At 50.4% G+C, this 23,085-nt stretch carries 21 protein-coding genes; 11 read left to right on the top strand and 10 right to left on the bottom strand.

Features of this window, described 5'->3' with window-relative positions:
* Positions 1-101: 101 nt before the first annotated feature.
* Both QUW60_RS09275 and QUW60_RS09270 read right to left on the bottom strand, forming a co-directional pair.
* Positions 102-2,348: a glycoside hydrolase family 95-like protein gene (locus QUW60_RS09275; RefSeq protein WP_289560026.1), complete on the bottom strand. Its 2,247-nt coding sequence runs from the start codon at positions 2,346-2,348 to the stop codon at positions 102-104.
* A 38-nt stretch (positions 2,349-2,386) separates the two neighbouring features.
* A complete protein-coding gene (locus QUW60_RS09270) occupies positions 2,387-3,619 on the bottom strand; it encodes a GTP-binding protein (RefSeq protein ID WP_289560024.1) in 1,233 nt (410 codons plus the stop codon).
* 450 nt (positions 3,620-4,069) lie between these two features.
* On the opposite strand from QUW60_RS09270, the gene QUW60_RS09265 reads away from it, so the two are divergent.
* Positions 4,070-4,438 (top strand): hypothetical protein, encoded by a 369-nt coding sequence (locus QUW60_RS09265; RefSeq protein ID WP_289560022.1) that lies wholly within the window; start codon positions 4,070-4,072, stop codon positions 4,436-4,438.
* Positions 4,439-4,513: 75 nt separating this feature from the next.
* Here the strand turns inward: QUW60_RS09265 and uvrB are convergent, their stop codons facing one another.
* On the bottom strand, positions 4,514-6,544 hold the full coding sequence (uvrB, locus tag QUW60_RS09260; RefSeq protein ID WP_289560020.1) for an excinuclease ABC subunit UvrB: 2,031 nt from the start codon (positions 6,542-6,544) through the stop codon (positions 4,514-4,516).
* A gap of 155 nt (positions 6,545-6,699) precedes the next feature.
* On the opposite strand from uvrB, the gene QUW60_RS09255 reads away from it, so the two are divergent.
* The 3 genes from QUW60_RS09255 to QUW60_RS09245 are packed head-to-tail and all read left to right on the top strand — an operon-like array spanning position 6,700 to position 8,368.
* Positions 6,700-7,548: an outer membrane protein assembly factor BamD gene (locus QUW60_RS09255; RefSeq protein WP_258337445.1), complete on the top strand. Its 849-nt coding sequence runs from the start codon at positions 6,700-6,702 to the stop codon at positions 7,546-7,548.
* A 25-nt stretch (positions 7,549-7,573) separates the two neighbouring features.
* A complete protein-coding gene (locus tag QUW60_RS09250; RefSeq protein WP_258337444.1) occupies positions 7,574-7,909 on the top strand; it encodes a DNA-directed RNA polymerase subunit omega in 336 nt (111 codons plus the stop codon).
* 6 nt (positions 7,910-7,915) lie between these two features.
* Positions 7,916-8,368, top strand: a complete 453-nt coding sequence (locus tag QUW60_RS09245) for a DUF4293 domain-containing protein (RefSeq protein ID WP_258337443.1) — start codon at positions 7,916-7,918, stop codon at positions 8,366-8,368.
* A gap of 118 nt (positions 8,369-8,486) precedes the next feature.
* Here the strand turns inward: QUW60_RS09245 and QUW60_RS09240 are convergent, their stop codons facing one another.
* Both QUW60_RS09240 and QUW60_RS09235 read right to left on the bottom strand, forming a co-directional pair.
* Positions 8,487-8,978, bottom strand: a complete 492-nt coding sequence (locus QUW60_RS09240) for a pyridoxamine 5'-phosphate oxidase family protein (RefSeq protein ID WP_258337442.1) — start codon at positions 8,976-8,978, stop codon at positions 8,487-8,489.
* Positions 8,979-8,989: 11 nt separating this feature from the next.
* Positions 8,990-10,165 (bottom strand): iron-containing alcohol dehydrogenase, encoded by a 1,176-nt coding sequence (locus QUW60_RS09235; protein ID WP_258337441.1) that lies wholly within the window; start codon positions 10,163-10,165, stop codon positions 8,990-8,992.
* 184 nt (positions 10,166-10,349) lie between these two features.
* On the opposite strand from QUW60_RS09235, the gene QUW60_RS09230 reads away from it, so the two are divergent.
* Positions 10,350-10,718, top strand: a complete 369-nt coding sequence (locus tag QUW60_RS09230) for an MmcQ/YjbR family DNA-binding protein (protein WP_289560017.1) — start codon at positions 10,350-10,352, stop codon at positions 10,716-10,718.
* 97 nt (positions 10,719-10,815) lie between these two features.
* Here the strand turns inward: QUW60_RS09230 and QUW60_RS09225 are convergent, their stop codons facing one another.
* The 3 genes from QUW60_RS09225 to QUW60_RS09215 form a co-directional block, all read right to left on the bottom strand.
* Positions 10,816-12,201: an aldo/keto reductase gene (locus QUW60_RS09225; RefSeq protein WP_289560015.1), complete on the bottom strand. Its 1,386-nt coding sequence runs from the start codon at positions 12,199-12,201 to the stop codon at positions 10,816-10,818.
* 73 nt (positions 12,202-12,274) lie between these two features.
* Positions 12,275-13,780 carry a 4Fe-4S binding protein gene (locus tag QUW60_RS09220; RefSeq protein ID WP_289560013.1) on the bottom strand — a complete coding sequence of 502 codons (1,506 nt, stop codon included), beginning with the start codon at positions 13,778-13,780 and terminating at the stop codon, positions 12,275-12,277.
* A 95-nt stretch (positions 13,781-13,875) separates the two neighbouring features.
* Positions 13,876-15,165, bottom strand: coding sequence for an O-acetylhomoserine aminocarboxypropyltransferase/cysteine synthase family protein (locus QUW60_RS09215; protein WP_289560011.1), 1,290 nt, complete (start codon positions 15,163-15,165; stop codon positions 13,876-13,878).
* 453 nt (positions 15,166-15,618) lie between these two features.
* Between QUW60_RS09215 and QUW60_RS09210 the strand changes: the two genes are divergently transcribed.
* Positions 15,619-16,080, top strand: a complete 462-nt coding sequence (locus QUW60_RS09210) for an Lrp/AsnC family transcriptional regulator (RefSeq protein ID WP_258337436.1) — start codon at positions 15,619-15,621, stop codon at positions 16,078-16,080.
* 149 nt (positions 16,081-16,229) lie between these two features.
* On the opposite strand, the gene QUW60_RS09205 is transcribed toward QUW60_RS09210, so the two are convergent.
* Positions 16,230-17,483, bottom strand: a complete 1,254-nt coding sequence (locus QUW60_RS09205; RefSeq protein WP_289560033.1) for an alpha-L-fucosidase — start codon at positions 17,481-17,483, stop codon at positions 16,230-16,232.
* Between the two features lie 172 nt (positions 17,484-17,655).
* Between QUW60_RS09205 and QUW60_RS09200 the strand changes: the two genes are divergently transcribed.
* Entirely contained in the window at positions 17,656-18,750 is a 1,095-nt protein-coding gene (locus QUW60_RS09200) for a Nif3-like dinuclear metal center hexameric protein (protein WP_289560009.1), read from the top strand.
* A gap of 6 nt (positions 18,751-18,756) precedes the next feature.
* Positions 18,757-19,551: a zinc ribbon domain-containing protein gene (locus tag QUW60_RS09195; protein WP_289560007.1), complete on the top strand. Its 795-nt coding sequence runs from the start codon at positions 18,757-18,759 to the stop codon at positions 19,549-19,551.
* Positions 19,552-19,614: 63 nt separating this feature from the next.
* On the opposite strand, the gene QUW60_RS09190 is transcribed toward QUW60_RS09195, so the two are convergent.
* A complete protein-coding gene (locus QUW60_RS09190) occupies positions 19,615-20,073 on the bottom strand; it encodes a type I restriction enzyme HsdR N-terminal domain-containing protein (protein ID WP_289560004.1) in 459 nt (152 codons plus the stop codon).
* 54 nt (positions 20,074-20,127) lie between these two features.
* Here QUW60_RS09190 and QUW60_RS09185 point away from each other — a divergent pair, with 54 nt between their 5' ends.
* From QUW60_RS09185 to QUW60_RS09175, 3 genes are all read left to right on the top strand, one after another.
* Positions 20,128-20,904, top strand: a complete 777-nt coding sequence (locus QUW60_RS09185) for an AMP nucleosidase (RefSeq protein WP_258337432.1) — start codon at positions 20,128-20,130, stop codon at positions 20,902-20,904.
* A gap of 2 nt (positions 20,905-20,906) precedes the next feature.
* On the top strand, positions 20,907-21,920 hold the full coding sequence (gene holA / locus QUW60_RS09180) for a DNA polymerase III subunit delta (RefSeq protein WP_289560002.1): 1,014 nt from the start codon (positions 20,907-20,909) through the stop codon (positions 21,918-21,920).
* A gap of 665 nt (positions 21,921-22,585) precedes the next feature.
* Complete coding sequence (locus QUW60_RS09175; RefSeq protein WP_258337430.1) at positions 22,586-23,038, top strand: helix-turn-helix domain-containing protein; 453 nt, start codon at positions 22,586-22,588, stop codon at positions 23,036-23,038.
* Positions 23,039-23,085 lie beyond the last annotated feature (47 nt).

Here is a 23,085-nt window from a genome sequence, read left to right as displayed (position 1 = left end):
ATACATGTCTTTAGCCTAAAGATCTATATGTTCAGCCTAAAGACAGACTTCTTTGCGTTTTCAAGCAAGTTGTCAGACCAGTTCCGTTTTATGCGCATCTGCTATTGCTCCGGAAGCGGCCAGTCCATCAGCCGCGGCAGTCCTTTTCCTTTTTTCACTCCATAATAGTTCCATGCTCCGGAGTCCGGAAGCCCGTACGTCTTTCCGGTGTCGGCTTTGTCCGTTCCGGCAAGAATGATGTCGCCTCCTTCAGGAATGTCAAAAACGTAATACCCCTTGCCTTCGGAAGTCATCTTCACTTTGTTTTGCTGCAATTGGAATACGCTGCTCCATTCAGGCAGACTGATCCGGCACGGCTGTCCGGCATCGCTGTGTATGCGGATCCATTCCGTACTGCCGTTCTTGCGTGAGGCTGACACAACGAAGCCGCCTTCCGCACGCAGTTCGTAGAAAGAGCAGTCTTTCCAGTCCTGCGGAATGGCCGGGAAGATGCGCAAGGTTTCTCCCCATCCCTGAAGCAGCATTTCGGTGACGGCCGTAGCTGCACTGAGGGGTGTTTCTATGACAGGGTTTCTTCCGCCGCTTTCCACATACATTGTGTTGGGAAGAAGCAGCGCCAGTCCGATCCGCTCGTTGAGGAAATGCCGCAATTGGGCATATGCCTTCTCGCCGTTTCCCTGATAGGCATAAAGAGATGCCGCTCCGGTATATGAATAGCCGGCGAGCGCTTTGCCGTTTTCGATGTTCAGCCAATGGTCGATCGACTTTTCGAGCAGCGCGTTCACCTCCGGGCGGGTGGTGTCTTGCAGCCTTAGCGGATAAAAAGAAAGGAGGTGCGAATAGTGGCGGTGCGACTTTGCCAGCGGCTTGTCAGAAGCGATCATTAAGCCGTTTTCGTCTGCGGGGGCAGGGTGCAGCTTTGCGAGGATCTCTTTCCATCCGGCATATTGCTCAGGCTTTACTCCTGTCCGTTCGCTCAGGCCAGTCATGGTCAGAAGCAGCCAGCGCAAGGCTGCCAGGTTATAGTTGCTGTTGTTGTAGGTCTTGAAACCTTCATACTCGGGCGACTCCATGTCGAGAAGGTGATAGACGCCGTTGCGCTCCTGCAGGTGGGGCATGTACATGGCAAGGATCGCTTCCGCTTTAGGTATGAACTTGCTCCTGATTTCCTCCCATGAGCTGCCGGAGTAGCGCATGTAGGAGTAGTAGGTGTGGAGTGCCCACGCGAAGTCGCCCACCTTGGCCGGCCCTCTTGTCCGCATGATGTCAATCAGTGCTTCGTCAGCCAGCTTCTGGTAGTTCGCCCCCTGCTCCAGGCGGTTGGTCGCATGGGTAGCCATGTAGGTAAGCTGCACATTCAGGTTCCACCAGATTCCCGGCCACTGGCTGGTTTTGTAGAATGTGCCGAATGTATCCATTACAGGTCCGTCGGGATGCGAGCAGGTAGCCAGTTTGTAGAGCTGCAGGTGGTAGAAATTCTCCATCTTTTTGTCCGGGATGCAGATCATGCCTGTTTCGTAGTAAGCGTTCCACCATCCGTGCATTTCTTCGCGCAGCGATGCCGTGCCCTGCGCGATGGCCCTGCTGACTTCTGTCTTGGCTTTGGACAGCGATATTCCCGGTTCCGGCACCTCGTTCATGGTTGCCACATAAAGTGTTGTCCCGTCCTTTCCGGCCGTTTCTTTCCAGTAGGTCGCATAGTCACCCCCTGCAAGAAGCGGGTGTACGCTCCAGCCTTCGTGCTTGCGGGCTACGCATTGCGGCGTCGGATTGTCGGTATAGTTCAGCTTCTCCTTCTGGTCGGGGAATACGATGATGCGGGGCGAACGGGGGCTTCCCGGGAACTGTTTCCATGAATAGGGCACAGACGTTTTCACTTCAACCACATTCAGTTCGTGCGCATAAGGAGTGAATGCCCGGAAAGAGATGTCGCCTTTGTCCGTGTGCAGCAGCCCTGTCAGTTCGGCATTGTAGATGTCCAGTTCCATGGTGCCCGACAGTATCCGGGCTTCCGGGAAGAGTTTCATCTTTCCAATGTCCATCCGGCAAAAGTCGGTAAGTACAGAGGCGCCCATTACTCCCATCGACGTTTTCCGTCCGGGTGCTTTCCGGTGGTCGGTTACGTCCGGACGGCTTAGCCAGAGGGTCAGCGAATTGTCTGTGGAGTCTGCATAGACCATCATGCCTATACGCCCGTTTCCCAAGAAGGCTCCTTCATTCCATTGCATGGGCAGCTGTTCCCATTTCATGGATTGGGTGCTCATGTAGTCTTTCAAGCTCCGGGTTTCTTCCGGGCAAACGTGGTTTGCGGCGAAAAGCAGGGCAAAAAGAATCAGCAGGTGTTTCATGGCATTTGATATTCTTGTTGTTTGACTTGGTTCTGCAATCACTCTAGGCAAGCGTCCAGTTCGCGGGTCAGCTCTTCTTTGTCGAGGTGCTGTCCGATGAATACCAGCTTGATCATCCGGTCGCCGTATTTTTCGTCCCAGTCGCGCATCAGTCCCGGTTCTTGCTGCATCAGCCGGATCAGGTCTTCTTCCGGAGCTGTCGCATACCACAGTCCCGCCTCCTTCAACTGTTTTTGCGTCCCGGCCTGTTCAAACAGGTACGACATGTCGCGGTTGTGGCTGAAATAGCATACCCCTTTCGTGCGGATTACATTTTTCGGCCATTTGGTTGCGATGAAATGGTCGAGCTTGTGGATGTCGAATGCCGGACGGCGGTAATAGACAAATGTTCCGATCCCGTATTCTTCCACTTCGCTTCCTTCCGCATGGTGGTGGTGATGGCCGTGGCCGTCTTCTTCCTTATCGTGTCCGTGGTGATGATGCTCTTCTTCGTGCCGGTGCCCGGGATGTTTTGCCTCATTCTCTTCCTCTTCGGTTGCCTGGCGTTCGATTTCGCGTATCCATCCGGCTGATGTGGCCACCCTTTCAAAGTTGAAGAGGTTTGTGCTGATGATCCGGTTCAGGTCGACATCCGCATAATTGCACTCGATGATTTCAGCGGCAGGCTGCAGCCTTCGGATAATTTGCCTGATGCGATCCAGTTCTTCGGCCTTCACTTCCGCTGCTTTATTGAGCAGGATGATGTTGCAGAATTCGATTTGCTGGATAATCAGGTTTTCGATGTCCTCTTCGTCGATATGTTTACGGGTAAGATCGTTTCCGCATGCAAATTCACTTTGCATCCGCAGTGCATCGACAACCGTCACGATGCAGTCGAGCCGGCAGATGCCGTATTTGGTGTAAGCCCCTCCCAGGCGCGGAATGGAACAAATGGTCTGCGCTATCGGTTCCGGCTCACAGATTCCGCTGGCTTCAATCACAATGTAGTCGAAGCGTTCCATTTTCATCAGTTCAAAGACCTGTTCGATCAGGTCGGCCTTCAGCGTGCAGCAGATGCACCCGTTTTGCAGCGCCACCAGGCTGTCGTCTTTCTTGTTGACGATTCCTCCCTTTTGAATCAGGTCGGCATCGATGTTCACTTCGCCGATATCATTGACAATGACTGCGAATTTGATGCCGCGTTTGTTTGCGAGGATATGGTTGACTAACGTTGTTTTTCCGCTGCCCAGATAACCGGTCAGAAGCAGTATGGGAATCTCTTTTGCTTTCATATTATACCTTATTTATATATTAGGAAAAAATCTTTTTGTTCTTCGGGACACAAAAATACAGTTTATTTCATTATAATGGTCAGTGAATGCTGTTACTTGCTCTAAAAAACGGAAGAAAGGTGAGTCCCTGACTAAAAAAGGTGGCGGCTCCTTTCATCTCCGAAAGAATGTAGCCGCCGGTCCTGCATGATGTAACAAATAGATAAGGAAACAACATATATGGCTGTTTCGTATTACAAAAATATTAAGAAATTGTTCATTTAGATAGCTGTTTTTTGATATATATCAATAAATGACATCGGTATCGCGAGTTTTTTCTGCTTTTGCTTTTATGTTGTTCAACATATTCTTATCTTTGTATCGGTAAAAAGATAAAGCTCGAGCTAGATTAGATTTAAGATTGTTTTTTAGGTAAAAAGTTTTTAGGTAACAAGTAAAATTTTAGGTATTATGAGAAAATCAGGTTTAACATTGGTTGCCGCTTTGGCATTTTCCGTATCAGTATTCGCTGATGGTGTAAAGGACAACAACAACGCTTCTGCGTGGGACGGTTCGATCAACAAGTCCAAGCTGACCCAGTATCTGAAGCTGAACGGCACTCAGAACGAAAAGGTAGCAGACATCTGCGACTTCTTTAAGGCTGAGATGTCCCTTGCAAACAGAGCGAAGGAAGGGAAGAATGAAAAAGTCCGTAACGCAGTTTATGGAAATCTGAAGCTGATGAAGGAAACGTTGGATGAAAAGCAGTATTCAAACTACCTTCGTCTGATGGCGATGACCTTGCGCAACAAAGGTATTGACGTGAATGTAGACAAATAAGTGCCTGCCAAGGGCTTCTGATAAATGAAGGCTTTCCTGTGCGTTTCCTTTCGGGGAACACAGGAAAGCCTTTTTTCATTTCTTTTCTTTGAGCATATCCTCCAGCCGGAGCAGCTCGTCGCGGTATTGTGCCGCCTCGATGAAATCGAGCTTTTTCGCTGCTTCCTGCATCAGCTTGCGCGTGCGGTTGATGCTCTTTTCCAGTTGCTCTTTCGACATGTATTCTACAATCGGGTCGGCAGCGGCATAAAGAACGGGCGTTTCCGTGTAAGCTTTCGGCTGTTTCTTTTCCGTTTCCGCCTGTTTGCCGTTTATCTCCAGCAGCGCATTGTCGCGCGAGCGGACAATCTGTTTCGGGGTTATCCCGTGCGCTTCGTTGTAAGCGAGCTGCTTCTCGCGGCGGCGGTTCGTTTCGTCAATCGTCTGCTGCATGCTTTCTGTGATGTGGTCGGCATACATGATAACCTTTCCGTTCACGTTTCGGGCGGCACGTCCTGCCGTCTGTGTCAGCGACCGGTGTGAGCGAAGGAAGCCTTCCTTGTCGGCATCCAGAATAGCAACAAGCGAAACCTCCGGCAAGTCAAGCCCTTCACGCAGCAGGTTTACGCCTACAAGCACATCATATACTCCCTGCCTCAGGTCGTCCATGATCTGTATTCTTTCCAGCGTATCCACATCGCTGTGGATGTAAGTGCATCTGATGCCGCTGTTCAGCAGATATTCTGTCAGCTCTTCCGCCATCCGTTTGGTGAGCGTGGTCACCAGCACGCGCTCGTTCACCTCCACGCGCTGCTGTATCTCTTCCATCAGATCGTCGATCTGGTTCAGGCTCGGTTTGACTTCAATAATCGGATCGAGCAGACCGGTGGGACGTATTACCTGTTCCACCACAATTCCCTCGCTTTGCTGCAATTCATAGTCTGCCGGAGTCGCGCTGACGTAAATTACCTGTCTGGCCATTTCCTGGAACTCCTCGAACGTGAGCGGACGGTTGTCCATAGCCGCAGGAAGGCGGAATCCATACTGTACGAGGTTGACCTTGCGCGCACGGTCTCCACCGTACATGGCCCTGATCTGCGGCACGCTTACATGGCTTTCGTCAATCACGATCAGGAAGTCTTCCGGAAAGAAGTCAAGCAGGCAGTAGGGGCGGGTGCCCGGAGCCCGGCCGTCAAAATACCGTGAATAGTTCTCGATTCCCGAACAGTGACCCAGCTCGCGGAGCATTTCCATGTCGTATGTCACGCGTTCGTACAGGCGTTTTGCCTCCAGCGTTTTGCCCATTTCCTCAAAATAGGCTACCTGTTTGGTCAGATCGTCTTCTATATCGTGAATAGCCCGCAGCGTGCTTTCTTTGGTGGTCATGAAAAGATTGGCGGGATAGATCTTGTACTCTTCAAAGCTTCCTGTCCTGTGTCCGGATACGGGATCAATCTCTTCGATGCCGTCGATTTCGTCGTCCCAGAACATCACTCTCAGTATGCTGTCGGTGTAGGCGAGGAAGATATCCACCGTATCGCCCTTTACCCTGAAGTTTCCGCGGTTCAGTTCGATGTCGTTGCGCACGTAAAGGCTTTCAACCAGCTTTCTCAGAAAAACGTTACGGTCCAGAAGCTTGCCTTTTTTGATATCAATGACATTATTATAGAAATCGGCCGGATTTCCCATGCCGTAGATGCATGAAACGGACGAAACGACAATCACATCCTTCCGTCCGGACAGCAGCGAAGAAGTGGCTGCCAGGCGCAGCTTGTCTATTTCGTCGTTTATGGCGAGGTCTTTTTCGATGTAGGTGTCGGTTGAGGGAATATACGCTTCGGGCTGGTAGTAGTCGTAGTATGAAACATAATATTCCACCGCATTGTGCGGGAAAAACTTCTTGAACTCACCGTACAGCTGGGCCGCCAGTGTCTTGTTGTGGCTCAGTATCAGTGTCGGTTTGTTGATGTTCTTTATAACATTCGCTATGGTGAAAGTCTTTCCCGAGCCGGTCACGCCGAGCAGTGTCTGGGCCGGTACATGATTCAGTATTCCCTCTGTCAGTTGGGCGATGGCTTCCGGCTGGTCACCGGTGGGCTGGTAATCGGAAATGAGTTCGAAGTTCATAATGTCATCCTCTGATTGATTGGGCAGTAAAATTACACATAAATTCCTTTGGTATTCCGCCTGTACGGAAAAATAATTTAAAAAAACATACATCAGTTGTATTATTCAGCGGAAAAGACTACTTTTGCACGACTATCTCAACTATGCAGACTGTTATGAAAAAATATATGATGTTGGGCCTCCTTTCCGCTGGGTTGTTGAGTTCCTGCGGAGAGTATAACAAAGTGCTGAAAAGCACTGACTACGAGTATAAGTACGAAGCCGCAAAGAGCTATTTCGCTAAAGGCCAGAACTCGCGCGCGGCAACAATTCTGGAAGAACTGATCTCTATCCTGAAAGGAACGGTGAATGGCGAAGAGTCACTTTATATGCTGGCAATGACCTATTACAACCAAGGAGATTTCGTGACGGCCTCTCATTATTTCAACACGTATTACACGACTTATCCCCGCGGAACCTATACGGAACTGGCGCGCTTCTTCTGCGGCAAGGCACTGTATCTTGACACTCCGGAGCCTCGCCTTGACCAGTCGAGCACCTATAAAGCCATAAACGAACTGCAAATGTTTATGGAGTACTTTCCGGCAAGTTCCCGCAAGCAGCTGGCCCAGGATATGATTTTTGAACTTCAGGACAAACTGGTGGAAAAGGAATTCCTGTCTGCCAAGCTGTATTATGATCTGGGATCGTATTCGGGCAACGCTTCTTACAGCAGCACGGGAAACAATTATCTGGCTGCCATCGTGACTGCGCAGAATGTGCTCAACGACTATCCCTATACCAAACTGCGTGAAGAACTGATGATGCTGATCTTGCGTGCACGTTATTATATGGCGAAGGAGAGTGTGATTGAAAAGAAGGAAGAGCGTATGCGTGAGGCGGTAGACGAGTATTATGCTTTCATCAATGAGTTTCCGGAGAGCAAATATCTGAAGGAGGCGGAAAGCATTCACAAGGATGCCAGCAAGTACGTGACCGGGGAAAGTGACATATATGCAGAATAACAACTATATTTAACTGAAATAAATTATGGATTACAAAAAGACAAATGCTCCTACTAACACAGTGACTCGTAACCTGATGGAACTCTGTGAAGATACAGGCAATATTTATGAAACTGTAGCCATCATCGGAAAGCGTGCTAACCAGATTGCTGCGGAGATGAAGAATGATCTCTCCAAGAAGCTTCAGGAATTTGCTTCATACAACGACAATCTGGAGGAGGTGTTTGAAAACAGGGAACAGATCGAAATTTCACGCTATTACGAGAAACTTCCGAAGCCGACGCTTATCGCTACACAAGAGTATATAGAAGGTAAGGTTTACTACAGAAACCCGGCAAAGGAAAAGGAAAAATTGCAGTAATCTTCTATGATACAGAGAATTCAAACGGTTTATCTGCTGCTCGTGGCTGTTCTCATGATTGTGGCGATGGCTTTGCCGGTGGGCAGTTTCTATACGGTAACGGATGTGTTCGGGATGACGAACCTTTACTATACGCTTCCTGACGGCACGATGAACTATTCTTCGTGCGTGCTGTTCATCCTTCTGGCCGTTGCAGCTGTCGTATCAATCATCACGATATTCCTTTATCGGAAACGGAAGCGCCAGATCCGGCTTACTGTCATGAACTCTATCGTTCTGGTGGCATATTATCTGGCGGCAATTTATTTTATCCTGAGCGCAGAAGGACAGGATGACAGCGGATTTGTGCCGTCGTGGTCATTGTGTCTTCCTTTGATAAGCATCATCTTGAACTGGCTTGCCATCCGTGCCATTGACAAGGATGAAATGCTGGTGAAGTCTTACGACAGAATACGTTGACGGATTTATCCGGATTTGTCTGTCCGGAAACGTTGAATACAAAAAGCGCAGAAGTGCCGATGCAGCGTACTTCTGCGCTTTTCCGTTTTGCCGCTTCTTGCAAGCGGCAGGAAGAAAATCAAAGGCCGGTTCGTTTGCACTTGGCACTGATCTTCTCGATGTCGAGGCGGATAATCTCTGTTCTGGCAAACGATTTGTTTGCGTATTCTATCCCTCTCATCTTGTCGTTCGGGGAGTATTTGCTCAAAAGAAGTGACAGGGCAGACATGCGTTCGGCTTCGTGGAGGCTGCGGTGAGCCGTGCATTCAAGTATCACGCTTTCATAGGCAGCGGTAAACTTTTCCGGTATCACTTTGGTTCTGCCGACAATGCAGAAGGATACGTTGGGACATTTGTCTATACATTCCAGCTTCCTTCCGGCAGGAGCGCAATGCAGGTAAATGGAATTTCCCCGGTCCCATACATAGTTGATAGGGACTCCGTATGCACCGTTTCCGCCTGCATCCTGCATGGAAAGCACGCCGTATTCTCCCTCTTTGATGATCTCCATCGCTCTTTCCTCGTCCAGCAGCCTGTCCTGGCGCCGTATGTTGTCATTGCTGAATATCATGCTGTAGCGTTTTAAAGGTTGGCTGTTTCATAAATCTGTCTTGTGGCCTGACGGTCGAGCTTGACATAATTGCCCACAAATTCCCCCTTGTTCTCATGCAGCCTGCATACCAGTGCGCTGATATCCGGGTTCTCAATCCCAAGCTCCCTGAATGTAGTCGGCATACCGATTTCATGCAGGAACGCTTTCATCCGTGCCACTCCCTCGAGAGCCATCGCTTTTTTGTCTTCCGATGCAGGTACATCCCACACCCGGTTGGCAAACTGAGCTACTTTCCTCACGTTGTGGTCGGCCATATAAGTCAGCCATGCCGGGAAAATGACAGCCAGTCCCGCGCCGTGCGTCACATCATAAAGCGCGCTCACTTCGTGTTCCATAAAATGTGAAGCCCAGTCTTCTTCGCATCCTACGCCGCATATGCCGTTATGAGCTATGGTTCCCGCCCACATGATGTTGGCCCGTGCCCCGTAGTTTTCGGGTTCCTTGATCACTGTGAGCGCTTCCTTGATAATGGCTTTCAGGGTGCCTTCACACAAGCGGTCGGTTACTTCCGTATCAGCCGTGTTGGTGAAATAGCGTTCCATGATGTGTGCCATCATGTCGGTGATGCCGCTTGCCGTCTGCCATGCGGGAAGCGTGTAGGTGAGTTCCGGATTCATTACAGCAAATGCCGGGCGAAGAACCTCGGGAGTGCGCAGGCTTAATTTCTTCAGTCCGTCTGTCTTTGTGATGACCGAATTGCCGGAACCTTCGCTTCCGGCTGCAGGGATGGTAAGCACAACGCCGATGCGCAAAGCCTTTTCCGGTACGGCTTTTCCTGTGAAAAAGTCCCAGAAGTCGCCGTCGTAGGGTATACCTGCCGCTATGGCCTTGGCCGTATCAATGACTGATCCTCCGCCTACGGGCAGCAGAAAATCCACCTTCTCGCGTCTGCCCAGTCCGATGCCTTCATACACTTTCGGGTCAGTCGGATTCGGTTGCACGCCGCCCATCTCGACATGCGCGATGCCTTCCTTGTCCAAAGATTCTTTAACCCGTTCCAGCAGGCCGCTTCTCAATACGGAACCTCCGCCGAATACAATCAGCGCTTTCGTTCCATGAAATTTCTTTACCAGTGCACCGGTCTGCAGTTCCGTTTCTTTACCAAATACAAACTCGGTGGGACTGTAAAACATAAAGTTATTCATACACTTTCTGTAAAATTAAACGATTCATTGAAAGCAAAGTTAGGAAAAATCTGCGAAATAATGGCAGGGAGCAGGTGATTTGTATTTTTAGATAGGATGCGGCTCGGCATAAAAAATCAAGCAAGTTTGTTTTTCTGCTCTCGCCTTTCAATTATTTTTGCAGAAATTCAACTGCGGAAACATCATGAATGTAGAAGACTTCAGAACCTATTGTCTTTCATTGCCCGGAGTGACGGAGCGGATGCCTTTCACTGCGGTAAAAGACCGCTATAGCCGGGATGTGCTGTGCTTTTATGTGGGGAGCAAGTGGTTTTGCTATGTGAACATAGAAGTGTTCGACCGGTGTTGCGTCAAGTCATCGGCAGACGACGCTGAAGACCTGCGCGAGCGGTATGCCGGAATCCGTCCGGCATGGCACATGAACAAGCGTCTGTGGAACGATGTCTATTTTGACAGCGATGTGCCGGATGCGTTAGTACGGGAACTTGTGCGCAGGTCGTATGAGCTTGTCCGGGCCTCTCTCCCCAAAAAGGAACGGGACGCACTGCTATGACAAGCGCAAAGACAAGGTACATACGGTGACGGATAAGGAAATCTCCTCCCTGTTTCCCGCGTGTCCCCTGTCTTTGCTTCTTATCTTGCGAATCACTTTATAAAGTCTGCTGCTTCAGACGCTCCACAAAATGGTCGATGCGGTGCAGTTCTGCCGGAATGTCGATCCGTTGCGGACAATGCGGACTGCACTGGTTGCAGCCGATGCAGTGGTTTGCCTGCCTCAATTTAGGAACGCTCCGGTCATATCCGATGAGGTAAGCGCGGCGGGCACGGCGGTAGTCTGCATCCTGCGAGCTTTCGGGAATGTTTCCTTCGTTCAGGCATTTGTTGTAATGGAGAAGAATGGCGGGGATGTCTATTCCATACGGGCAGGGCATGCAATACTTGCAGTCGTTGCAGGGGATTGTGTCAAACTGCATCATCCGGTCTGCTGCCCGTTGCAGGAAAGCGAATTCCTCTTCGCTCAACGGATGCAGAGGAGAGTAAGTGTGCAGATTGTCCTGCAAATGTTCCATGCGGGTCATGCCGCTCAGCACCGTCAGCACGTCGGGATGGCTTCCGGCAAATCGGAAAGCCCACGAAGCGACGCTTGCCTCCGGCTCGCGCTGTTTCAGCATGGCGACGATGGGGTCGGGCACGTTCGACAGGCGGCCTCCCAGCAGCGGTTCCATAATGACGACAGGGATGTTGCGCTTTGCCAGTTCATTATACAGGTACTCGGCGTCCGTGTTGCGCGGATTGATTTGCTTGGCATATTTCCAGTCGAGATAGTTCATTTGGATCTGCGCAAAATCCCAGTGATACTTGTCGTGCTCGGCCAGCAGGCGGTCGAACACTTTCACGTCGCCGTGGTATGAAAAGCCCAGGTTGCGGATGCGCCCGGCCTCACGTTCGGCGAGCAGGAAGTCCAGCATGCCGTTGTCAATAAAGCGGTGTTCATACTCTTCCATTCCGCTGCCCATTCCGACACCGTGCAGCAGCAGGTAGTCGATATAGTCAGTCTGAAGCTCCTTCAGCGAATTGCGGTATATTGCGATGGAACCTTCCTTCGTCCATGTGGCAGGAGCGAAATTCGACATTTTGGTTGCAATAAAATAAGTATTGCGCGGATGGCGGCTCAGCGCGATGCCCGTAGCATGTTCCGATTTTCCCCGGCAATAGGCAGGCGACGTGTCAAAATAGTTCACGCCGTGCGCCAGGGCATGGTCCACCAGTTCGTTCACCATTTCCTGATCTATTTCCTCATTGCCCTCTCTCGCGCTGCGTCCGCCCACCGAAGGCAGGCGCATCATTCCGAATCCGAGCAAGGATACCTTGTCGCCCGTCGAAGGGTTGGTGCGGTATGTCATTTGTCCTTCCGGTATATCTGTCCGGACTGTCTGCGACGTGCTGTTGCCGCAAGCCGCCAGTCCGGCCGCCGCTCCTGCCGTTCCCATCATCTTCAGGAAACTGCGGCGGGAGATGTTGTTCTTTTCATTCATAGGGTTTGCTGTGTTTTTATGATTTGGCGGGAAAATGTTCTTTTGACGTGTTTCTGTCGGATATTCAGGCTGCTCAGATCGTGCGGTGCACCTTATGTCCTTCGACATAGATTGCGCTGAAGGGGCGTGCCGGACAGAGATTCTCGCAGGCTCCGCAACCGATGCACCGCTCTTCGTTCACGACCGGAATCTTTGGCGAACCGGGGTCGCCGGCATCCGAAGGCACCATCTGAATGGCACCGGCAGGGCAGTGCCGGGCACAGTTTCCGCATTCTACTCCGTCGGTGAGCGGCACGCAGTTTTTCTTTATCCATACGGCATGGCCTATCTGCGTGGCAGACTTGTCCGCAAGTGTGATCGGGCGTATTGCTCCAGCCGGACAGACATCGCTGCATCGCGTACATTCCGGGCGGCAGTAACCGCGTTCGTAGCTCATTTCAGGCTGCATCAGCCGCATCAGGTCGGCAGCGGGACGAAGCACTTGGTTAGGACATGCCGACACGCACAGCTGGCAGGCGGTGCAGTGCCGGGCAAAATGCTGCGCGCTCCATGCGCCCGGCGGCACGACAGGCGTATTGCGGTGAGGAATCTGTTTGTCTTTGATGATTGCCAGTCCGCCGTCTACCTTCTTTTCCTGTGCCTTCAAGGTAACGGCTGCTGTCACCAGAGCGGTTGCGGTAAGGAAGCTGCGCCGGGACGCCCCTTCGCCTTTGTCTGTGGAGGGAGTTTCCGGTTCCGTTTTCCTGATGCTCTTCTTGCGGAAGGAAGCCGGAGAAAAACTGATGGCTCCCTTGTGGCATTTGCCGATGCAGTCCATGCAGGCCACGCAGCGGCTGTAGTCGATGCGGTGGCGGGAGATGTCGATGCACGAAGCCTTGCAGTTGCGGGCGCACAGCTTGCAGTTTACACACTTGTCGGTGTCAATCACAGGCTTCAGCCACGACCACCGGGCGAAGAATCCCAGTATGGTTCCTACCGGACAGATTGTGTTGCAGTATGTCCGTCCGTTCCGCCACGCCAGCGTGCATATTATAATAAAGGTAAGCGCCGCAATCACGAAAGTCGGCACACTCTTCAGCCATACTTCCGTTTCGTAAAAGGCATAGCTGCCGGCACGTTCGGCAAAATAAGCCAGCAGGTTGTTGCACCATCCGTAAAGCGGAGCGAAGAGATTGCCCGCTATCCGTCCGTACGAACTGTAAGGAGCGATCAGTGCTGCCAGCGAACCGGCTCCGGCCAGCATTGCAGCTATAAATAGAATCAGCACACCGCCGCGCAGCCACTGTCTGGCAGGAGAGAAAGTGTAGCGGTTCTTTTTCTGCTTCTTTCCGAACCATGCCGCTACGTCCTGCATCACACCCAGCGGACAGATGACAGAACAGTACACTCGTCCGAAGACAAGGGTAAGCAGCAGAAGAAATACGACAGCTCCGGCATTCAGCGCCAATACCGCCGGCAAGAATTGTAGTTTTGCCGTCCATCCCAGCCATGCGTGCACCGTTCCGGTAAAGTCAAGGAACAGCAGCGTGATGGCAGCAAAGAACAGAACAGCGAGCGTCAATCTGATTTTACGTAACATATCGGCTTGATTTTTGTTTGATTGCAAAAATAGCGCGGAAGAGTTGAACTCGCTGTACACAAATTACAGATATTAGCACCCGTTTTACAGATGGTTCACACTTTCTCCAATGCCTGGCTCAGATCGGCAAGCAGGTCTTCGATGTGTTCTGTGCCGACAGACAGGCGGACGGTGGCGGACGTGATATGCTGTTCGGCAAGCTCTTCGGGCGAAAGCTGCGAATGTGTGGTGGTGGCGGGATGGATGACGAGGCTCTTCACGTCGGCCACGTTTGCCAGCAGCGAGAATATCTCCAGCGAGTCGATGAAACGCCAGGCTTCCGCTTGCCCTCCTTTGATTTCGAAGGTGAAGATGCTGCCTCCGCCATTAGGGAAGTAGCGGGTGTAAAGGCTGTGGCAGGGATGTCCGGGCAACGACGGATGATTGACCTGCTTCACCTTGGGATGACGGTGCAAGAAATCCGCCACCTGCAAGGCGTTGGCAACATGCCGTTCCACACGGAGCGAAAGGGTTTCCAGTCCCTGCAGCAGCAGGAAGGCGTGAAAGGGCGAGAGCGCGGCTCCCGTGTCGCGCAGCAGGACCGCACGGATGCGCGTGACAAATGCGGCTTTGCCTGCCACGTCGGCAAACACTGCTCCGTGGTAGCAGGGTTCGGGCTTGGCCAGCGTGGGGAACTTGTCGGGATATGCCGCCCAGTCAAATGTGCCGCCGTCCACGATGACTCCTCCCAAGGCTGTGCCGTGTCCGCCGATGAACTTTGTCGCAGAGTGTACCACGATGTCGGCTCCGTGCTCGATGGGCCGGATCAGAAAAGGAGTGCCGAAGGTGTTGTCGATGATGAGCGGGACATGATGGCGGTGCGCTACAGCAGCCACGCCCTGTATGTCGGTCACTTCCGAGTTGGGGTTTCCGAAAGTTTCGGCGAATACAGCCTTCGTTTCCGGGCGGATGGCGGCATCAAGGGCATTGAGATCGTTTACGTTCACAATGCTGCAAGTGATGCCCGTTACAGCCAGCGTATGCACAATCAGGTTGTACGAGCCGCCGTAGAGGTTGTCTGCCGCTACGATGTGGTCGCCCGGGCGGAGCAGGTTCTGCAGCGCGTAGGTCACGGCAGCCGCTCCCGAGGCCACAGCCAGCGCCGCTACACCTCCTTCGAGTGCCGCCATGCGGGTTTCCAGAGCAGCTTGGGTGTCATTGGTCAGCCGTCCGTAGATATTGCCTGCATCGCGCAGGGCAAAACGGTCTGCCGCATGTTGGGAGTTGCGGAATACATACGAAGTAGTTTGATAGATAGGAACGGCACGGGCACCCGTTGTGGGGTCGGGCAGTTCTTGCCCGGCATGCAGTTGCAGCGTTTCAAAATGCAGGTTTCTTGTTTTCATACAATTTGTTTTTATGTTGTTTGTTTTATTCTCTGCAAAGAAAGACATTGCAGGGATTTTATGCAACATCTGTAGGAAATTTGGAAAATATAACTATTTTTGCCTCTACTTTTGGAATAAATATATGGCGAACGGTGCGGATGCACCTTCCCGGCAGAATAATATCCTTTCGTGAATGGCTGCCGTCTGTCTGCCGGACGGACGGAAAAGAAAAAGGCCGTCGTCTGAAAAAGGCTGCGCCCCGTGAAAATTCAAACGCTCTAAGCTAGAGATACAAATCTTCAGCCTGAAGATGCATGTTTTCAGCTTAAAGATATATATCTTCAGTCTGGAGATAAATTTGCCGGAAAGACAAGCGGATTTTTTTCTGGAAACGTTTTCCGCCGGAAGTCGTTTCTTGTTCAGAATCTGCCGGCAAGCATTTGCAGGGATTAACTTGAACTTTTATATCATATGGAAACGTTAGACAAAACCGATTTGCAGATTCTCCGCACGCTTCAGGAGAATGCCCGGCTGACAATAAAGGAGCTTGCAGCCCGGGTCAGCCTTTCGTCCACGCCGGTGTTCGAGCGGCTCAAACGCCTGGAAGCCGGCGGATACATAAAGAAATACATAGCGGTGCTTGATGCGGAAAAGCTTAACCGCGGCTTTGTGGTGTTCTGCCACGTCAAGATGGACCGCCTGAACCGTGAGATTGCGCAGGAGTTCAGCCGCATTGTCCGTGACATTCCGGAAGTGACGGAATGTTATAACATTTCCGGCAGCTTTGACTACCTGCTCAAAATCCATGCTCCGGACATGAAGTATTATCAGAAATTCGTGCTGAATGTGCTGGGAACGATCGAACACCTCGCTTCGCTGGAAAGCGTGTTTGTGATGGACGAGGTGAAGCATGCGTATGGGATACGGGTGTGAATTAGTCCGGCTCTGCCGGAAGAGGTAGCCGCAGCACGGAAACAGGCTTCTTTCCGGCCCGGAATGGCGGAACGGGAGCGGTGCGGAGTTGCAGCGCAAGACAGAAACAGCATGAGGCGCGCTCCTCCGCACCGCCGGTTCCGGCGGAATCATTTCATGGTCAGTTCAACGATATAGTCTACGCTGTCGGGCACTTCGCCGAGGTTCAGCAGGACGCCTTCCTTCGACTGCCTGAAATCCACTTTCTTGTCTGTTCCGAAAACCGTTGCGCGGGCAATCTTCCGGCTTATCGGCAGAAAGAGGGAAGCGTCAGACAATGAGAGAATGTGGACATACTGCTTGTTGCCTTTCTGTGTCGTCACTCCCCACGGGCGTTCGGGCACATCGCCGGCGGTTGTTCCGTAGACGCTTTCCCCGTTCTGCTCCAGCCATCTGCCTATTCCTTTCAGACGCTCCAGGGCTGCTGCCGGAATGCTTCCGTCGGGCTGGGGACCGATGTTCAGCAACAGGTTGGCACCTTTGCCGGCTGCGCGTACAAGGTATCTGATCAGATATTCGGTCGACTTGTAGTTCTGGTCCTTGACGCTGTAGCCCCATGATCCGTTCATTGTCTGGCAGGTTTCCAGAGGAAGCTGGCTCACCTCCTGGCCTTCGGAGTATCCGGCGGTGTTCTGTCCGGGAAGATCGCGCTCAAACATCTGGAAGTCTTCTCCGGGGAAAGGTTTCTTGTGGTGGTTGTTGCCTATCAGGCACGAAGGCTTCAGCTTGTGTATCATGCCGTACTGCTCGCCGAGCTGCCAGTCGAACGAGGCGTTCTTGTCCCATACGCCGTCGAACCAGATGGCATCCGGGTCGTAATTCTGTATAAGTTCGGTCAGCTGGTTGTTCATGAATGCGAAATACGACGGCCAGTCTGCCTTTTCCGGATCTTTCCCGGTTCTTGTTCCCGAGCGTCCCGCAGGATAGTCGTCCCTTGTCCAGTCGATGTGCGAATAATAGAAATGCAGGCGGATTCCGTGACGCTTGCAGGCTTCCGAAAGTTCGCGGACGATATCCTTTCCGTATGGAGTGGCATCCACAATGTCATAATCGGAGTATTTCGTGTCAAACATCGAAAATCCGTCATGGTGCCGGGTGGTGAAGCAGATGTATTTTGCTCCGGCATCCTTGAACGCCTTCACCCATGCGTCCGCATCGAAATTGGCGGGATAGAAGCCCGATGCGGCCTTGGCGTATTCGTCGCGGTTAAGCCCTCCGGTGTTCAGATACCATTCTCCCTGGGCAAACATGCTGTAAATGCCCCAGTGGAGAAAGATCCCGAACTTGCTTTCTGCAAATTCTTTTCTTGCTTCAAGATTCTCTTCTGTCGGCACATACCCTTTCTGGGCATGCGAAAACGGCATATTCAGGAACGAACAGAGGATTCCTGCTGCCAGCCAATAACTTTTTCTCATAAAAATATGTTTTGAAAGATTTGTCCTGTCTTGCGATGACAAGCAAAATTAAACAAAAGGAATGAAAAAATTGAATAAATCGCCAAAAGTTCTTACCTTTGCATGAAAATTTTCGCGTGATATGAAAATTAAGGAAGTTATAAGTGCCCTTGAAACATTCGCGCCTCTGCCATTGCAGGACGGATTTGACAATGCCGGACTGCAGATCGGACTGACAGATGCGGAAGCTGCAGGGGCTTTGTTGTGTCTGGACGTTACTGAAGCCGTGGTGGACGAAGCCATCGCTTTGGGATGCAACCTCATCGTTTCCCATCATCCGCTCATATTTAAAGGATACAAGTCCATTGCCGGACGCGATTATGTGGAACGGTGCATCATGAAGGCGATAAAGAATGACATCGTCATCTTTTCCATGCACACCAATCTGGACAACGCTCCGCAGGGGGTGAACTGCAAGATGGCCGAGAAAATCGGACTGACCAACCTGAAGGTGCTGGAGCCGAAAGGGAATATGCTGCTCAAGCTGGTTACGTTTGTGCCGGAAGCTCAGGCGGAAACGGTGCGCCAGGCACTGTTCGAGGCGGGATGCGGATGCATAGGAAACTATGACTCATGCAGCTACAGCGTGGAAGGCAAGGGTACGTTCCGTGCGAATAAGGGCTGTCATCCGTATTGCGGAAAGATCGGAGAGCTTCACACGGAGCCTGAAGTGCGCATCGAAACCGTTTTGCCGGCATTCATGGAAAAGAAAGTTCTGAAAACGCTGGCGGAGGTGCATCCTTACGAGGAGCCGGCTTACGACCTTTATCCCTTGCAGAACAGCTGGAGCCAAGTAGGCGCAGGGCTGGTGGGCGAGCTGGAAGAACCGGAAACGGAAGGCGAGTTCCTGAAACGGATAAAGAAGATATTTGAGGCGGGATGCGTGAAGCACTCCCGCATGAGCGGACGCCTCATCAGCAAGGTGGCTCTGTGCGGCGGAGCGGGGGCGTTTCTGCTTCCGAAGGCGGTGCAGGCGCATGCCGATGTCTTCATTACCGGCGAGGTGAAGTATCATGACTATTTCAGCTATGAGAACGATATTCTGATTGCGGAAATAGGGCATTACGAGAGTGAACAATATACGAAAGAAATCTTATATTCAATCATAAGGGAGATGTTCCCGACACTTGAAGTCACTATGACGCGTGTCAATACAAATCCCGTCAAATATCTATAAAAGACTATGGCTAAAGAAGTTAAGAAAGATCCCAGCGAACTGAGCGTGGAAGAAAAACTGAAGGCTCTCTACCTGTTGCAGACCTTGTTGTCTGAAATCGACAAAATTAAGACGCTGAGAGGCGAACTGCCGCTCGAAGTGCAGGACCTGGAAGATGAAGTGACAGGTCTTACCACACGCATCGACAAAATCAAAGGCGAGATTGAAGAACTGAAAACGAACATCGCCAACAAGAAGATTGAAATCGAAACGGCAAAAGCGTCGATCGAGAAATATAAGGGACAGCAGGAAAATGTGCGCAACAACCGTGAGTTTGACGTGCTGAGCAAGGAAATCGAATTCCAGACGCTCGAAGTGGAACTTTGCGAAAAGCGCATCAAGGAATATACGGCTGCCGTCAGCGCGAAAGAAGACGAAATCGCCAAGAGCAACGAAGCGCTCGAAGAGAGAGGAAAAGACCTTGAGGTGAAGAAGACGGAGCTTGATGACATCATCTCTGAAACCAAGCAGGAAGAAGAAAAACTGCGCGAAAAGGCCAAGACGGTCGAAGCGACCATCGAGCCGCGCCTGCTTCAGGCCTTCAAGCGTATCCGCAAGAACTCGCACAACGGTCTGGCCATCACTTACGTGCAGCGTGACGCTTGCGGCGGATGCTTCAATAAGATTCCTCCTCAGAAACAGCTGGATATCCGCATGAGAAAGAAAATCATCGTATGCGAATACTGCGGCCGAATCATGATCGACCCGGAACTTGCAGGGGTTGAAGCAGAAAAGCATCTGGATACAAAAATCAGCAGATAAATAATTTTGTGCGGGAGGCTGTTTCAATATGAGAATCCGTTTTCATTTTGAAACAGCCTCTCTTCATTCTTGCGCCAGTTCTGCATATGAGGGAATGTCGGCCAGAAAGCGGTAGCTCCGGGTCTGGTAGTCGATCTGGCAGCAGTAGTGGCTGATTCCGTTGGTCACAATCAGGTAATCTACCTTCAAAACCATATTGTAGCGGGTAATCTGGTCGAATACGTTCTGGGTGATTTCCACATCGGGAGCTTTGTATTCTACAATCATCCGGGGAATAAGGCCGCGGCTGTACAGCACCGTGTCGCACCTCTTTTTAGTACCGTTCAGCGTTATCTGTATCTCGTTGGCCAGAAGTCCGGCGGGAAAATTCTTGTAGCGGACAAGATAGTTCACGAAATGTTGGCGGACCCACTCTTCGGGTGTCAGTGCCACATACTTTTTTCTCAGCGGGTCAAAAATGTAGTTTTTCCCTTCCTTTGCGATAATTTTATGGGGATAAGCAGGTAAGTTTAATGCCAACATTTCGTATTTTTGCGTTTAAAGACAATTTTTCTGTCGCAAAAATACGAAAAGAATATGAAAACCAAGGAAGAAATAGTGGCAAACTGGCTGCCGCGCTACACAAAACGAAGACTGGAGGATTTCGGAGAGTACATTCTGTTGACAAACTTCAACAAATACGTCGAGCTGTTTGCCGCTCATTTCGGAGTTCCCGTACTGGGACATGATGCCAACATGACTTCGGCTCATGCCGAGGATATTACAATCATCAATTTCGGAATGGGCAGTCCCAACGCTGCCATCATCATGGATCTGCTGAGCGCCGTCCATCCGAAAGCCTGTCTTTTTCTCGGCAAATGCGGGGGCATATCAAAAAAGAACAGAATTGGCGATTTCATCCTTCCCATCGCTGCCATACGGGGAGAAGGCACTTCAAACGACTATTATCCTCCCGAAGTTCCGGCATTGCCTGCGTTCATGCTTCAGCGTGCCGTGTCGTCTGCCATCCGTGACCATGCCCGCGACTACTGGACCGGGACGGTGTATACCACCAACAGAAGAATATGGGAACATGATGAAGCATTCAAGAACTACCTGCTCAAGACTCGGGCGATGGCGGTAGATATGGAAACCGCCACGCTTTTCACATGCGGATTCGCAAACCACATACCGACGGGGGCATTGCTGCTCGTATCCGACCAGCCGATGATTCCTGAAGGAATCAAGACTGAGGAGAGCGATTCGCTCGTGACAAGAAACTTTGTCACTGAACATGTGGAAATCGGAATCTCCGCCCTCCGCATGATCATTGAAGAAAAGAAAACCGTAAAACACCTGAAATTTGACTGGTAAGAATGAAAGAAACTACTTACGAAGAAATCGTGCGCAACCTCAAGAACCGTGTCTACGCTCCCGTATATTTTCTGATGGGTGAAGAAGACTATTATATCGACCGCATCAGCGACTATATCCTGGATACCGTTCTGACGGAAACTGAAAAGGAGTTCAACCAGACCGTCCTGTTCGGAACGGATACGGATATGGCTGCGATAATCAATGCGGCGAGGCGCTATCCGATGATGTCGGAACACCAGGTCGTAGTGGTCAAGGAAGCGCAGGGGTTGAGAAATCTGGACGACCTGACTTATTATCTGCAAAAGCCTCTGCTTTCCACGATTCTCGTGTTCTGCTACAAGCACGGTTCGCTGGACAGGAGAAAGAAGATTGTAGCCGAGATTGAGAAGCGCGGCGTACTTTTTGAATCGAAAAAACTCAAGGACAGCCAGCTCCCCGGATTCATCTCTTCGTATCTGAAGCGCAAGAAGATCGAAATCGAGCCTAAGGCTTCCGAGATGATGGCGGAGTTCATAGGGGCCGACCTCAACAGGATGGCGGGAGAACTGGAAAAGCTTGTCATTACGCTCCCATCGGGACAGCGGCGGATTACTCCGGAACAGATCGAACGGAACATAGGAATCAGCAAGGATTACAACAACTTCGAACTGAGAAGCGCTCTCATTGCGAAAGATGTGCTTAAGGCAAACCAGATAATCAAGTATTTCGGGGAAAATCCCAAAAACAACCCGCTGCAGATGACGCTCGCCGTACTCTTTAATTTCTTTTCAAATCTGATGCTCGCGTATTATGCGCCTCAGAGAAACGAACAGGGAATCGCAGCGTTTCTCGGTCTCCGCTCTCCCTGGCAAGCAAAGGATTATATGGCTGCCATGCAGAAGTTTTCGGGAAACAAGGTGCTGCAGATTATCAGTGCCATACGCAACTGTGATGCCAAATCGAAGGGTGTGGGGAATCCTTCGATATCCGATGAAGATCTGCTCCGGGACCTGGTCTTCTTCATTTTGCACTAAACCGGAATCTAAAGAACAGCAGTACGCATTTGCCGGATTGCCAACACAGGGAGATGCGTATTGCTGTTTCCATTTCTACGCCACCATATCTGGAAGTACAAAGGCAGCTCTGACAAATAAAAAATAGGACACTTTCTAATAACATAATTTACATATGTAATCAGAATGCTTCTAAAAAATATGCTTTACATATGTATCTAATAATTTTTATTCCACTTGTAATAAAGGGGTAGGGGATTGTGTATATTTGTCAAATGTAAAGATGGAAATTTGCTTCTGTATATTACTGTAAACCAACTGATTGCATTTGTAAAACGCATAAAGATACAATAAGTGAATATGATGATATAGTATTATAAACCAGTCATTTACTTCCTTTATCTCAAGTGTAGTTTAAAGATTGAGGTGCAACAAGCGTATACATCGGTAAACTAAAGCGGAAATGTATTGGTCTTACATAAATAATTCTCTAATAACCATGTTGTTATGCTAAAAACTGAAACTTATTCAATATGCCTTCACAGATGTATTTACACATGTAAATAATACAGATGTATTGACACATATACATCTGTATTATACAAATATAAACAAACAAGAGTTTGCATTTATAAAACTAAATTCTTACTTTTGTAACTGCGTTAACGCTCAAATTCCAAATGTAAATGAAGGACAGAATCTATAAAATCATGCAAAATGAAGGATTGACCAATGCTGAATTTGCAGAAAAGCTGGGCATTTCTACCTCTTCGCTTTCGCACATTTTCAGCGGGAGAAACAATCCGAGCCTGGAGGTCGTAATGCGTATACACAAGGCGTGTCCTTATGTGAATCTCAATTGGCTGCTTTATGGCGAGGGACAGATGAAAGAAGAGGAAAATCCGGTTCCGGATCTGTTTGCATCAGGCAACAGAACGGCCGAGAATGCGGAAATCGCGCGCAACCCTTCGGGCGGTGCTGATTTTTCCAGGGAAAACGCCTCAGACAATCATGTTTTTCCACCTAAAGAAACTGTAATTGAGAAGATTAAGTACATCGAAAAGCCGCAGCCGAAAATCTCTGAAATAAGAATTTTTTTCGACAACGGCACATTCGAAGTGTTCCGGCCTGAAAAATGACCCGTCAGACAAGCCCGAAGTTCTTCTGTAATTGGCTGCAAATGCTT

The organism is Bacteroides gallinaceum, assembly GCF_030373775.1.
Classification (GTDB): Bacteria; Bacteroidota; Bacteroidia; order Bacteroidales; family Bacteroidaceae; genus Phocaeicola; species Phocaeicola excrementipullorum.
This window is presented reverse-complemented; position numbering and strand designations above follow the sequence as displayed.